Genomic DNA, 12,337 nt, shown 5'->3' on the forward strand with positions numbered 1-12,337 from the left:
CGATACTAGCGACACGTCCCCCAGTTCCGGCCATCGGAGTAGACCTGAACCCCATGAGAGCTCGTCGCACCGTCGCGGTCGTGGCCGCCACCCTGGCCGTCGCACTGGCCGGCGCCGTCACCGTCGACTCCGTCAACGCCTCCAGGGTGGAGGCTGATGTGTCCACCCGGATCCGTCCCGCCACGCCGGGAGTCCCGGCCCCGTCGGTGATGCTCGGCGGGGGTCCGACCGCACGGTGGACCGGGCCCGGCACGCTGGAGTCGGCGTCGATCCGCGTCGAGGGTGTCACCCGCCCGGGCCTCGGTCCGGTGGCCGTGGAGGCCCTCGTCACCGATCTGCATCTCCCGGCGGACCGGTCCGCCGACATGACCGCGGTCGTGGAGCGCGTGGCCGTCCAGATCACCGGCGATGCGCTCGGCCCCGCCCTGGGGATGCGCGACGTCCTGGTCGGTGGCGCCGACGACCCGAGTCTGGCCGGAGGTGTCGAGCACCGCGCCCGGGTCACCGGGACGCTCGAGGGGACCGACACCCGGGTCTCGGCCGAGGTCGACCTCGTCGTCGACGACCGCGGCGCGCACCTCGTCCCCGTCACCGCCGCGACGGGGCCCTCCGGCCTCCCCGACCAGGACCCCGACCTCGCGCTGCGACGGACCGCGCTCACGCTCTCCCCGGAGCTCCTGCCCCTCGGCGTCGCGGTGGAGACCCTCACCGTCAGGGGCGGGACGATCACCGCCGGCGGCACCGGCGCCCCGGGCACAACGCCACTCGGGGGCCTGGCCCGGCCGGACCACTAGACTCGCCGGCATGAGTCGCGACGACGTACTGGTCAGCACAAGCTGGGCCGAATCGCGCCTCGACGACGACTCGGTGGTCTTCCTCGAGGTCGACGAGGACGTGGCGGCGTACCACACGGACGGTCACATCCCCGGTGCCGTCGCACTGAACTGGCGGACGGAGCTGCAGGAGGAGTACGCGCGGGATCTCGTCGGCCGCGAGCGGTTCGCCGAGCTCCTGTCCGCGCGGGGGATCACCCGCGACCACACCGTGGTGGTCTACGGCGGCAACCACAACTGGTTCGCGGCCTACGCGTATTGGTACCTGCGGTTGTACGGTCACGCCGACGTGCGACTGCTCGACGGGGGCCGTATGCGGTGGGAGCGCGACGGGTTGCCGCTCACGACCGATCTGCCCCGACGGCCCGTGACCGACTACGTCGCCGACCCGCAGGATCTGTCGATCCGCGCGTTCCGCGACGACGTGCTGGCGGGCCTGGGCACCGACGCGCTCGTGGACGTGCGCTCCGTCGACGAGTACACAGGCCGGCTCGCGGCGCCGGCCGGGTTGCCGCAGGAGGGCGGCCGTCAGCGCGGCCACATCCCGGGGGCCGTGAGCATCCCCTGGAACCGCGCGGTGACCCGCGACGGCACCTTCCGGACGGACGCCGACCTGCGGGAGATCTACGCGGACCTGCTCGACCAGCCTGGCCGTCGCGTGGTGACCTACTGCCGGATCGGGGAGCGCTCCAGCCACACGTGGTTCGTCCTCCACGAGCTCCTCGACCAGCCCGCCGTGGTCAACTACGACGGCAGTTGGGTGGAGTACGGCTCGCTCATCGGCGTCCCCGTCGAGAGGTGAGGATTCTCCCCTCCCCGCGCGGACGATCGAGTCGCTAATCTCTGGGTCATGTCACTTCTCTCCAGAGCGCTCGGCATGGCCGCCCGTGCCTCCGTCGTCGCGGTCGGCGCCTCCGTCGCCTCCGCCGCCCTCGTCGGCATCGACCAGCGTCGCGGTGCGGTCCCGCAGGTCCCCGACCACCCCGGCCCGTACTCGCCCGCCGAGCGCGAGGCGGCGGTGCGGATGTACCTCACGGCGCTCACGCTCCCCGCGGCGGCGTTCCGGGTGCCCTTCGCCCCCGACTGCGTCCGTCGCGAGAACGGGCTCAAAACCGGGTTCGGCGCCGACCATCTCAAATGGGACCTGCATCTGCACCTGCAGTACTCGACGATCCGGGAGGTGCGCGACATCGTCATCACCGTCGATCCCCCGGGGCGAGAGGGCGTCGTCCACGCGGACTTCACCCTCGTGACCGTCCTGGGGCTACGCGCGCGGGTCAGCGAGGACTTCGTGGTGCCCTCGGACGACTGCCTCATCCACTCGATCGACGCCCGCATCTCACTCGGCTGACGGCCTCGGGGTTAGGATTGGACCATGGTGCTCTTCTTCGAGATCCTCCTCGTCCTCTGCACGCTGGCCATCACTTGGGTGACCTGCTACATCGTGTACCGCACGGTCACCGACGAGTCGTGACGGACAGCGACCCCACCGGCGCGGTCGACCCCACGCCGTCCACCCCCGAAGGGGGAGACGGCGGTTCGGTCGTGCGCGGATCCGCCAATGCGGCGGTCGATGCCGCGGCGCAGCGTTCCGAGCAGACCGCCGGCCGGAACATCCCGGCCTTCTCCGAGCTCCCGATCCCGGAGGACACGGCCAACCTCCGGTTCGGACCGGACCTGCACCCGGGCCTCCTGGCGCTGCTGCCCCTGGTGGGGGTCTGGGAGGGCGAGGGCGAGGCGGACACCGCCGACCGTGGTGAGCACCGCTTCGGCCAGCAGATCGTCGTGGCGCACGACGGGGAGAACTACCTGAGCTGGAGTTCCCGGGCCTGGACGTTCGACTCGGGCGGGGCGTTGGACGACGCCGCGTACCGGGAGTCGGGGTTCTGGCGGATCTCCGAGGACGACCAGATCGAGTTCCTCGTGGCACACGCCTCCGGTGTGATCGAGATGTACTACGGCACGCCGATCAACCAGGCCGCGTGGGAGATGGCGACCGACGTGGTGCTGGCCTCGCCCACCGGCCCGGAGCGGGGCGGCGCCAAGCGGATCTACGGGATCGTGGAGGGCGGCGACCTGGGGTGGGTCGAGGAGCGCGTGCATCCGGAGAGGGGCCTGGTCCCGCACATGTCGGCGCGCCTGCGCCGCGTCGCGGGCTGACCCACCGCCCGCCTGGCGGTTCACCGCCGGGCCCGGGCGCAGCAGTCAGGCCCGCCCGACGGCGCGGTCGACCATCCCGGCCACGTCGATCCCGGGATCGGCGCCGTCCAGCGTCACGTCATCGATGCGGCGGACCCGTGCGGCGAGGGTGACAGAGGAGAGCAACCACACGGCATCGGCGGTGAGCAGATCCGACAGCAGGAGCCTCTCGCGGTGAACCGGGACCCCGTCGCGCCGCGCCACCTCCGCGAGCGCCCCGAGCGTGGTGCCCTCGAGGATCCCCACCTCGGCCGGCGGGCTGACGAGTCCGCCCGATCGGGCGATGACGACCGTCGACCGTGGGCCCTCGAGGACCTCGGCCTCGGAGGACAGGTACACGACGTCGTCGAACCCGTTCGCGGCCGCGTGGCGCAGTGCCGCCATATTGGCCGCGTAGGACAGGGTCTTGGCGCCGAGCAGCATCCAGGGCGCCGACGCCGCGAAGTCCGCCGGGAACCCCCTACCCAGCACGGTCACCGCGATGCCCTGCGCCCGCGCCCGCACGGCGTGCGGGCCGACGGGTGCGACGGTGATGTACGCCGTCTCCGGGCCCCCTCGTTCCGGGCCGCGGGACAGCACCAGTCGCAGCATCCCCTCGGACTCCGGGCCCCATTCGCGGGCGGCGAGGGCCATCCCCGCCTCCCACTGATCGGCTGTGGGCCCACGGAGGCCGAGCGCCGAGGCCGACCTGGCCAGCCGGGCGAGATGCCGCTCGGGTTTGGCCGGCCGACCACCCACCACGAGCAGGGTCTCGAAACATCCGTCCCCCCGCACGGCCGCGAGGTCATCCGCCAGGAGCAACGGCTCACCGGCCGGGTGCACCCGGGGCCGGGGGCCTTCCGGACCCCCCGCGACCAGGACGACCACCCGCGTGTTCGCCGAGCGGTCCGCCGCCCCGTCGACTCCTTCTGACGCCACAGTGCCCATGGCGGCAACACTACGACGACGCACGTAGGATCGCGATCGTGACCGTCCCAGCAGCGCCCGACCGGACCGACCCCGGCTACCGCAGCCCGATCCTGGACCGTCCCGGGGCCGTGGACGCCCCCGGCCCCGGCCCCGACGCCGGGGTCCCGTTCCACTTCGGGGACCCCTTCGCCGAGCAGCGTGCGGCCACCACGGACGTGGTGGTCGTGGATCGCTCCCACCGTGACGTCCTGACCATCGGGGGCGCGGAACGGCTGTCCTGGCTCGAGGGCTTCGTCTCCCAGCACGTGGCGGACCTCCCTGACCGCTCGGGGGCCGAGACGCTGATCCTCGACGCCAACGGGCGGGTGGAGCACCACATGGTGCTGGCCGACGTCGACGGGACGCTCGTGGTGGACACCGAGCCCGGGCGGGGTGCGGCCCTGCTCGCGTTCCTGACCCGGATGGTCTTCTGGGCCGACGCCACCCCGCAGACGGCCGACCTCGTCGTCGTCACTCTCGCCGGCACCGGACTGCCCGACACGATCACCGCACCGGACGGGACCCCGGTCGAACTCCCCCGCGGGGACTACGCGAGCGCCCCGCTCCCGGGGGGAGGTATCGCCCGCCGGATGCCGTGGCCGGCCGCGGGCTCGATCGACCTCCTCGTCCCCCGGGCCGACCTGACCGCGTGGTTCGACTCGGCCGTCCGATCCGGCGCCCGCCCCGCGGGGTCGTGGGCGCTGGAGGCCATGCGCACGGCCGAGTCGGTCCCGCTGCGGGCACGGCTCGGCGTGGACACCGACGAGAAGACCATCCCCCACGAGGTCCCCGCGTGGATCGGCGAGGTGGCCCAGCGGGGCGCGGTCCATCTGGACAAGGGGTGCTACCGGGGTCAGGAGACGGTCTCCCGCGTCCACAACCTGGGCAAGTCCCCCCGGGTCCTCGTCCGACTGCACCTGGACGGCTCGGGCGGGGACCAGTCCCTGACCTCCGGAGCCGCGGTGACGGCCGGCGGTCGCCCCGTCGGCCGCGTGGGCACCGTCGTCCATCACCACGAGGACGGTCCGGTGGCGCTCGCCCTGATCAAGAGGTCGGTCGCCCCGGGCACCGCCCTCGAGGTGGACGGGGTCTCCGCCGCCCTCGACCCCGACTCCCTCCCGGACGACTCCGGTCCGCAGGCCGGACGCGAGGCGATCCGCAGGCTGCGCGGCCAGGGGTAGGTGTCGCGGGCCGCCCCGCGACACCCGGGCGGACATTCCGGGCCGGGCACGCTATCCTGTGGACAGGCAGATACTCACATTGATGGGCACCCCCGAGGTGGCCCAGCACCGTTTCCGAGGGGGTCAGGTCAATGGGCCGAGGCCGCGCGAAGGCGAAGCAGACCAAGGTCGCTCGCGAACTCAAGTACAACACTCCGCAGACGGACCTAGAACGTCTTCAGGCGGAGTTGGCCGGTGGTGGCGCGCCCACCACCCGGGTCAGCACCGATCGGCCGGGTGCTGACGAGGACGAGGACCCCTACGATTCGTGGTCCGACGGCGGCAGCAGGTTCTGACCGCACTTCCAGCCGCGCACACACGTGGGCCGGGCATCCAGCGGGATGCCCGGCCCACGTGCATGAGGTGGGGTCGTGCGGGGCGGGGTTGTCCGAGGCGGGCGGGGTGTCACCCACCCGGTCAGAACCTGGCGTGCGACCCCTCCAGGACGACGCGGGGAGAGTCCGCGGCGTCCTCTCCGGCCTTGTCCACGTGCCCGATCACCCAGTTGTCGACGTGCCGTGCCGTGAGCACGGCCTGGGCGCGGTCCACGTCCTCGGCCGGGAGGACGGCGATCATCCCGACCCCCATGTTGAACGTCCGTTCCATCTCGGCCTGGTCGACACGGCCGTGGTGGGCGATCGTGCCGAACACGGCGGGCACAGGCCACCGACCCCGGTCGAGCCGGGCGACCAGTCCGCGCGGCATGACCCGCGCGAGGTTCTCCGCCAGGCCTCCACCGGTCACATGGCTGAACACCCGGACGTCGGTCTCCGCGATGAGACTCAGACAATCCAGGGCGTAGATGCGGGTGGGTTCGAGGAGCTCCTCACCGAGGGTCCGCCCGAACTCCTCGACGTGACCCTCCAGTGGCAGGCGCGCGAGGTCCAGCAGCACGTGCCGGGCCAGTGAGTAACCGTTGGAATGCAGACCCGAGGACGCCATACCCACGATCACGTCGCCGGGGCGGACGTTCTCCGCCTTGAGCACCTCGTCGGCTTCGACGATCCCGACCCCGGTGCCCGAGATGTCGTACTCGCCGGGCGCCATGAGCCCGGGGTGCTCGGCGGTCTCCCCGCCCAGCAGGGCACATCCCGCCCGCACGCAGCCCTCGGCGATCCCCTCGACGATGGCGGCGACGTGCTCCGGCACGACCTTGCCGATGGCGATGTAGTCCTGGAGGAACAGCGGCTCGGCGCCGCACACCACGAGATCGTCCACCACCATCGCCACGAGGTCGATACCCACCGTGTCGTGGACATCCATGGCCTGCGCCACCGCGATCTTGGTGCCGACGCCGTCCGTCGACGAGGCCAGGAGCGGTTGACGATACGTGTTCTTCAGGGAGAACAACCCGGCGAAGCCCCCGAGGCCGCCCATCACCTCCGGTCGGGTCGCACGCCTGGCGTGCGGCGCGAACAGTTCGACAGCGCGCTCGCCGGCATCGATGTCGACACCGGCGGCGGCGTACGAGGCGCCGCACGCGGGGTGGTGGTTCTCGGTCATGGTCGATTCTCCTCATCGGCGCCCCTGGGCGGGCGCCCGGTCAGGGTCGGCGGACGGCGTCCGTGGTGTCGTGCAGGACCAGGTGCCGGTCGGGGGTCTCACCGTCGACCTGGGCGGCCAGGGCCAGCACGGCCGCACTCATGGGCGAGTCGTCCGGGAGCGCTATGGGGTAGTGGCCGTCGAAGCACGCGGCGCACAACTCGTCCCGCGGCTGCCCGGTGGCCGAGATCATCCCGTCCACCGAGATGTACCCGAGGGTGTCCGCGCCGATCGCCCTGCGGACCCCTTCGAGCATCCCGTCCGTCACGTCGACGCCGTTGGCGATCAGCTCGGCCGGGCTGGCGAAGTCGATGCCGTAGAAGCACGGCCACCGGACCGGAGGAGAGGCGATGCGGACGTGCACCTCGAGGGCGCCCGCCTCCCGCAGCATCCTGACCAGGGCTCGCTGGGTGTTGCCGCGGACGATCGAGTCGTCCACCACCACCAGCTTCTTCCCCTGGATGACCTCACGCAGCGGGTTGAGTTTGAGCCGGATGCCGAGCTGACGGATCGTCTGACTGGGCTGGATGAACGTGCGGCCCACATAGGCGTTCTTGGTCAGCCCCTGCGCGAAGGGGATCCCGGAGCCCTGGGCGTAACCGACCGCGGCCGGGGTGCCCGACTCCGGCACCGGGATGACCAGGTCGCCCTCGACGGGGTGCTCGAGCGCAAGCTTGCGCCCGATCTCCACGCGAGCGGAGTTGACCAGTCGCTCGTTGATCACCGAGTCGGGACGCGCCAGGTAGACGTACTCGAAGACGCAGGCCTTGGGGGTGGGTTCCGCCAGTCTGCGCGACCGGACGCCGTCGGCGTCGATCGCGATGAGCTCCCCGGGCTCGATGTCGCGGACGAACGACGCTCCGACGATGTCGAGCGCGGAGGTCTCGGACGAGACCACCCAGCCCCGCTCGAGCCGGCCGAGCGCGAGGGGCCGCACCCCGTGCGGGTCACGGGCCGCGTACAGCGTGCTCTCGTCGGAGAACGTCAGGCAGTAGGCACCGCGCAGTCGCGGCAGCAGCCGGGCCGCCGCTTCCTCGAGACCCCCGTCCCCCGCGTCGTGGGCGAGGAGCGTGGAGACGATGTCCGAGTCCGAGTGGGTGCTGTTCTCTGAGTACCCGCGGATACCGATCGACGTGGCGTAGCGCTTGAGTTCCTGCGTGTTGACCAGGTTGCCGTTGTGCCCCAGCACCACGGACCCTCCACCGGGGGTGGGCCGGAACATGGGCTGCGCGTTGTCCCAGGACGCCGCGCCGGTCGTCGAGTACCGGCAGTGGCCCACGCCCACGTGGCCGCTCATCGATTCGAGGGTCTTCTCGTCGAAGACCTGGCTCACCAGACCGAGGTCCTTGTAGACCAGGACCTGCTCACCGTCCGCGACCGCGATCCCGGCGGCCTCCTGGCCCCGGTGTTGCAGCGCGTACAGGCCGTAGTAGGTGAGCTTGGCGACGTCCTCGCCCGGAGCCCACACCCCGAAGACACCGCACTCCTCGACCGGGCCGATGCGCTCGGCGTCGACCGGCAGGCCGGTCGGACCGGGAACGGACGGGTCGGGCAGACCCAGCCCGACGGCGGCCCGGCCCGTGGCGCGGCGGAGTGGTCCGGACGTGCCCGGACGTGACGACGTGCTCTCCACCTGGTGGTGCTCCCTCATGGTTCGGGGCGGTCCGCCCGGACAGACCCCGGCGGTGCTGTTCGAGTGTACGTTCCCGGACCCCCGTGACCCCAGTCCCGTGTCCCCGGTCGCACCACCGGCAGCCCCGACGCGACCTCACCGGCCCTCGTCCCCGACGCGCGGACCAGGCCGGCCGAGACGGCGGACTGCCAGCTGCGGCGACCGGTGGCGAGCTCGAGCCAGGTCCTGGCGTCGGTCTCGACCACATTGGGCGGGGTCCCCCGCGTGTGGCGCGGCCCCTCGATGCACTGCACGGCCGCGAAGGGCGGCACCCGCACCTCGACCGCACGGCCGGGGAGCTCGGCCGCCAGCACGGCAGCGGTGGCGCGGACCGCCGCCGCGAGTGCGGACCGGCCGGGGGCGTCCACCTCGTCGTCGTCGAGCCAGGGCGCCACCTCCTCGACCGCCGCGCGAACCGTCGCGCCGTCGGGGGCCCGCCTCATGTGCGATCACCCGCGTCCGGGAGAACCGTAGCGGACCCCGGCGCCGGCGGGCGCGCCCGGCGGGCCCGCCGCGCCCGCCGCCGTTCCTGGGCGGTCCTGCGGCTCCACGTCCGCGTGGCCTGGCTGGTGAGCAACAACAGGATCAGGACGTTGATCGCCAGGGCCAGGTAGCCGCCGAGAACGGTCCCCAGTTCTGCGTCCGTGGTGACCCGGCCGGACTCCGTCGAGATGATGCTCACCACCGTGAGGGTGAGAAGCCACACCCTCGGGCGGGCGAATCCCAGGTAGGTGAGCAGGGCCAGGACGCCCATCGCCCCGTAGACGCCGCCGATGAACACCGCGAGCGCGATGATCGCCGGCACCACCTCGGACTGGTCGAGACCGGCGAAGTCCTCCATCCCCTGGTCCCCGAAGATGTCGCGGAGCGCGAGGACGAGCAACACGAGCACCGTCCCCACGACGAGTCCGCAGCCGGCGGTGAGCGCGGCCGGACGGGGCAGGTGGCCGGGGTCGGGGGCCACGTCGTCGGCCGGGCGATCAGCGTCACCCGACGCCACCCCGCCCTCGGCCTGGGGGTCGTCGTACCCGCGGGCGGCCCGCACCACCCCGACGGGCAGGTCGGCCGCCGCGACCTCGGGGACCGGAACGGCGCGGAGGTCCACCACCGGCAGGTCACCGTCGGTGCGGATCGCGTCGCCCCCGCCGTTCCGGGAGTGATAGCCGGCCGAGAAGTTCTCGAGCACGCGGACCCCTGCGGCGGGGACGTGGTAGCGGATCGAGGCCACGATGTAGTCGCGCTCCACGTCGATGTCCGCGTCGATCTTGTGGGTCACCTGGAGGGTGAACAGCGAGAGCCCCACCGCCCTGTCGTAGGTCCCCGCCCCGAGCCACTGCACGCGATGGCCGCCGGGCAGCAGCCACCCGTCGGGGCAGCGCCAGAACCGGACGTGGTGCCGCTGCGCCGCGTTGCCCTCCACCTCCTGTTGGTAAGCCAGGCACTGCCTCCGGCCGAAGAGCCGTAGGGGGCTCACCGGCGCGGACGGGTAGGACCGCCGCAGCACCGAGGACAGGATGATGCCCCAGGACGAGCGGACCGTGACGTCGTCGGCCAGCACCCAGCCACACGCCGTCATGGCCTCGTGGATCTGCCGGGCCGTGCCGTCGACGGCCAGGTTGACCGGGTCCCCCAGCAACCCGTCCGACGTCCGGGTGCGGGCGATGAAGTACCCGGGCACGTAGACCGACGTGATCATGGTCTGCAGTCGGGGCAGGACCAGATAGGCCACGAGCGCCCAGAACGGGATCAGCAGGAACAGGTGCCACCACGTGTGGCGCCACACCTCGTCCAGCAGCCGCCAGCCAAGCCATCCGGCCGCGAGGGTGGCCAGGGCGAAGAACACCGTGTCGACGACCTGACCGGGTAGCGCCGGCCGCACATCCTCGTCACGCACCTTGGACGGCAGGTGGGCGTAGACCGGGGGCCCGGCCGGCCCGGCGTGGGTGTCCGGCCCGGCCTGCCCGGCAGGGTCGTCCGACTCCGCGCCGGGCGACGTGACCGGTCGCTCACTGGTGGGCATGGCTCGACGATAGTCGGCGGTACGGTCCGCGTGGAGCACGATGACTGCCAGAATATCCCCCGTGCCCACGACAGATCCGACGCCGGCCAGCAGCCTCGGCGCCCACGAGGATCACCTGCGGGACCTCGGACTGCCGATGATGATCGTCCCGTCCACGCGGGCCCGGGAGGTCCTCGTCCGTTCGGCCGGGGTCAGTGCGGGCCTCGCGGTGGCCACCTCGGGCCTCTCCGCGCTGGACCGCTCGAACGACTTCGCGGTGGCGCTGCTCGACCGGGTCGGCGAGGACTCCCCCGAATGGGAGGAGATGGGGGTGAGCGACCCGATCATCCTCCTACTCCTGTTGGCGCTCGGACTGTTCATCGCGGCGCCGATCATCGGCTGGCTCGTGGCCCGCGTGGTCCGTCGCGTGGGCCCGCTGCCAGGGTCCGTCATCGGGCTCGCGTCGGCGGTCGCGCTCGTCGTGGCGGCCCCGCTGTCCTTCGAACCCCATGACGGCCCCGGCCCGGGCACCACGGTCCTGCTCACCGCGGGGGTCCTGGTGGGCACCTACGTCGGCGCGGGCTCGCTCGTGCGCTGGTCGGCACGGCGGGTCCGGCGCGAGCTGGGGACCATGGGCCACATGGTGGCCCGGGTCCTGCCGGTCCTCATGCTGGCCGTGCTCTTCCTGTTCTTCAGCGCGGAGATCTGGCAGGTGATGGTGGCCCTGTCCTGGTCGCGAACTCTCGCCGTGGTGGGCGTCATGGGCCTGCTCACGGTCCTGCTGGTGGCCATCACCACCCGGGACGACCTCCACGACGAGTTGGAGGCCCGGGCGCCGGGCCGGGAACTGCGGATGGCCGAACGGGTCAACATCCTGCTGGTCCCGGTGATCGCCACCCTGATCCAGGCCGCGCTGTTCGCCTGCCTGGTCTTCCTGTTCTTCGTGTTCCTGGGGCGGATAGCGATCCCCGAGGCCACCGAGACCCGGTGGACCCTTCGCACTATGGAGGATCTCGGCGGCCTGTTGGCCGGCGTCCCGGTCAGCGTGACCCTGGTGCGGGTCTCGCTCACCCTCGCCGCGTTCTCCGCCCTCAACCTGGCCGCCGCGGCGGCCTCCGACTCCGCGCACCGCGCGCGGTTCGTCCGCCCCATGATCGACGAGGTGGTCCACGGCCTCGCCGCGCGCGAGGCCTACCTGCGGGCACGACGACGAGGCTGACCCAGGCCCTCTGGTCCTGGTCTCGGACCCCTTACTCAGGCCCCTCGGCGCTCCCGCCCGCGCACCCACACGGTCACGAGCAGGGCGCCGGCCACGACCGCCGCCGCGATACCCAGCGCGGCCACGCCGAGAACGATCTGCAGTACCGCGCCCGCCACGCCGCCCAACGCGAGCGCCGCCCAGAGCGAGACCTGCTGACGATAGGGCGCCCACGATCCCCCCGCCAGCGCGTCCACCAGGCGATGCGCGGACTTGACCACCGCGCCGGTCATGTAGGTGACCCCCAGCGAGACCTCGCCCCGCGAGTGGAACACCGAGTTCATGGCCCCCATCGAGGCCGCGACGACCGTCATCGACGCCGGCGTCCCGACGACCGTGGCCGCGGTGAGCTGGTGCACCGCGAGCGACAACAGCAGCAGGGAGGCGACCAGGGCCAGGACGGCCGGGCGGTCGTCCCCGGGACGCAGCCGGGTCACCACCGCTCCCGCGACCGCTCCGAGGAAGAACGAGACCAGGACGACGGCCGCGATGCCCGCGCCCCCGAGGTCCCCCTCCACCAGATCGACGGCCAGCCGCGTGGAGTTGCCGCTCATGAAGGAAACGAAGTAGCCGCCCACCACGAGAAAGCCGACCGCGTCGACGAAACCCGCCGTGCCGGCCAGGACCACCGCGAGCACCCGCTCGCGCGTGCGGAGGTCACGCATC

At 72.4% G+C, this 12,337-nt stretch carries 13 protein-coding genes; 7 read left to right on the top strand and 6 right to left on the bottom strand.

Annotated elements, in window-relative coordinates:
• Window positions 1–53 precede the first annotated feature (53 nt).
• The 4 genes from CEY15_RS15415 to CEY15_RS15430 all read left to right on the top strand — a co-directional run bounded on the left by CEY15_RS15415 (window position 54) and on the right by CEY15_RS15430 (window position 2,993).
• Window positions 54–794 carry an LmeA family phospholipid-binding protein gene (locus tag CEY15_RS15415; RefSeq protein ID WP_095719170.1) on the top strand — a complete coding sequence of 247 codons (741 nt, stop codon included), beginning with the start codon at window positions 54–56 and terminating at the stop codon, window positions 792–794.
• A 10-nt stretch (window positions 795–804) separates the two neighbouring features.
• Window positions 805–1,635 (top strand): sulfurtransferase, encoded by an 831-nt coding sequence (locus tag CEY15_RS15420; protein ID WP_095719171.1) that lies wholly within the window; start codon window positions 805–807, stop codon window positions 1,633–1,635.
• Window positions 1,636–1,683: 48 nt separating this feature from the next.
• Window positions 1,684–2,184: a hypothetical protein gene (locus CEY15_RS15425; protein WP_095719172.1), complete on the top strand. Its 501-nt coding sequence runs from the start codon at window positions 1,684–1,686 to the stop codon at window positions 2,182–2,184.
• Window positions 2,185–2,303: 119 nt separating this feature from the next.
• Window positions 2,304–2,993, top strand: coding sequence for an FABP family protein (locus CEY15_RS15430; protein ID WP_095719173.1), 690 nt, complete (start codon window positions 2,304–2,306; stop codon window positions 2,991–2,993).
• A 45-nt stretch (window positions 2,994–3,038) separates the two neighbouring features.
• Here CEY15_RS15430 and CEY15_RS15435 read toward each other — a convergent pair whose 3' ends face one another.
• The gene (locus tag CEY15_RS15435) at window positions 3,039–3,959 is read right to left on the bottom strand and encodes an aminodeoxychorismate lyase (protein WP_245847655.1); all 921 of its coding nucleotides are present in this window, start codon (window positions 3,957–3,959) and stop codon (window positions 3,039–3,041) included.
• Between the two features lie 38 nt (window positions 3,960–3,997).
• On the opposite strand from CEY15_RS15435, the gene CEY15_RS15440 reads away from it, so the two are divergent.
• Together CEY15_RS15440 and CEY15_RS15445 are read left to right on the top strand one after the other, a co-directional pair.
• On the top strand, window positions 3,998–5,161 hold the full coding sequence (locus CEY15_RS15440; RefSeq protein WP_095719175.1) for a YgfZ/GcvT domain-containing protein: 1,164 nt from the start codon (window positions 3,998–4,000) through the stop codon (window positions 5,159–5,161).
• A 131-nt stretch (window positions 5,162–5,292) separates the two neighbouring features.
• Entirely contained in the window at window positions 5,293–5,496 is a 204-nt protein-coding gene (locus CEY15_RS15445; RefSeq protein ID WP_017835278.1) for a DUF3073 domain-containing protein, read from the top strand.
• Between the two features lie 121 nt (window positions 5,497–5,617).
• On the opposite strand, the gene purM is transcribed toward CEY15_RS15445, so the two are convergent.
• The 4 genes from purM to CEY15_RS19020 are packed head-to-tail and all read right to left on the bottom strand — an operon-like array spanning window position 5,618 to window position 10,434.
• Window positions 5,618–6,703 (bottom strand): phosphoribosylformylglycinamidine cyclo-ligase, encoded by a 1,086-nt coding sequence (gene purM, locus CEY15_RS15450; RefSeq protein ID WP_095719176.1) that lies wholly within the window; start codon window positions 6,701–6,703, stop codon window positions 5,618–5,620.
• A 40-nt stretch (window positions 6,704–6,743) separates the two neighbouring features.
• Window positions 6,744–8,393: an amidophosphoribosyltransferase gene (gene purF / locus CEY15_RS15455; RefSeq protein ID WP_017835280.1), complete on the bottom strand. Its 1,650-nt coding sequence runs from the start codon at window positions 8,391–8,393 to the stop codon at window positions 6,744–6,746.
• Window positions 8,390–8,857, bottom strand: coding sequence for a sterol carrier family protein (locus CEY15_RS15460; protein WP_017835281.1), 468 nt, complete (start codon window positions 8,855–8,857; stop codon window positions 8,390–8,392). The genes purF and CEY15_RS15460 overlap by 4 nt, the downstream gene beginning before the upstream one ends.
• A complete protein-coding gene (locus tag CEY15_RS19020; RefSeq protein WP_281254073.1) occupies window positions 8,854–10,434 on the bottom strand; it encodes an LssY C-terminal domain-containing protein in 1,581 nt (526 codons plus the stop codon). The genes CEY15_RS15460 and CEY15_RS19020 overlap by 4 nt, the downstream gene beginning before the upstream one ends.
• 61 nt (window positions 10,435–10,495) lie before the next feature.
• Here CEY15_RS19020 and CEY15_RS15470 point away from each other — a divergent pair, with 61 nt between their 5' ends.
• Window positions 10,496–11,632, top strand: a complete 1,137-nt coding sequence (locus CEY15_RS15470) for a hypothetical protein (protein WP_095719178.1) — start codon at window positions 10,496–10,498, stop codon at window positions 11,630–11,632.
• A 35-nt stretch (window positions 11,633–11,667) separates the two neighbouring features.
• Here CEY15_RS15470 and CEY15_RS15475 read toward each other — a convergent pair whose 3' ends face one another.
• The gene (locus CEY15_RS15475; RefSeq protein ID WP_095719179.1) at window positions 11,668–12,336 is read right to left on the bottom strand and encodes a YoaK family protein; all 669 of its coding nucleotides are present in this window, start codon (window positions 12,334–12,336) and stop codon (window positions 11,668–11,670) included.
• Between the last annotated feature and the right edge of the window lies 1 nt (window position 12,337).

The organism is Dietzia natronolimnaea (genome assembly GCF_002289575.1).
GTDB lineage: Bacteria > Actinomycetota > Actinomycetes > Mycobacteriales > Mycobacteriaceae > Dietzia > Dietzia natronolimnaea_A.

Coding starts and splice junctions, on each gene's coding strand:
- CEY15_RS15415 (WP_095719170.1), top strand. CDS start 54: ATGAGAGCTCGTCGCACCGTCGCGGTCGTGGCCGCCACCCTGGCCGTC.
- CEY15_RS15420 (WP_095719171.1), top strand. CDS start 805: ATGAGTCGCGACGACGTACTGGTCAGCACAAGCTGGGCCGAATCGCGC.
- CEY15_RS15425 (WP_095719172.1), top strand. CDS start 1,684: ATGTCACTTCTCTCCAGAGCGCTCGGCATGGCCGCCCGTGCCTCCGTC.
- CEY15_RS15435 (WP_245847655.1), bottom strand. CDS start 3,959: ATGGGCACTGTGGCGTCAGAAGGAGTCGACGGGGCGGCGGACCGCTCG.
- CEY15_RS15445 (WP_017835278.1), top strand. CDS start 5,293: ATGGGCCGAGGCCGCGCGAAGGCGAAGCAGACCAAGGTCGCTCGCGAA.
- purM (WP_095719176.1), bottom strand. CDS start 6,703: ATGACCGAGAACCACCACCCCGCGTGCGGCGCCTCGTACGCCGCCGCC.
- purF (WP_017835280.1), bottom strand. CDS start 8,393: ATGAGGGAGCACCACCAGGTGGAGAGCACGTCGTCACGTCCGGGCACG.
- CEY15_RS15460 (WP_017835281.1), bottom strand. CDS start 8,857: ATGAGGCGGGCCCCCGACGGCGCGACGGTTCGCGCGGCGGTCGAGGAG.
- CEY15_RS19020 (WP_281254073.1), bottom strand. CDS start 10,434: ATGCCCACCAGTGAGCGACCGGTCACGTCGCCCGGCGCGGAGTCGGAC.
- CEY15_RS15475 (WP_095719179.1), bottom strand. CDS start 12,336: ATGCGTGACCTCCGCACGCGCGAGCGGGTGCTCGCGGTGGTCCTGGCC.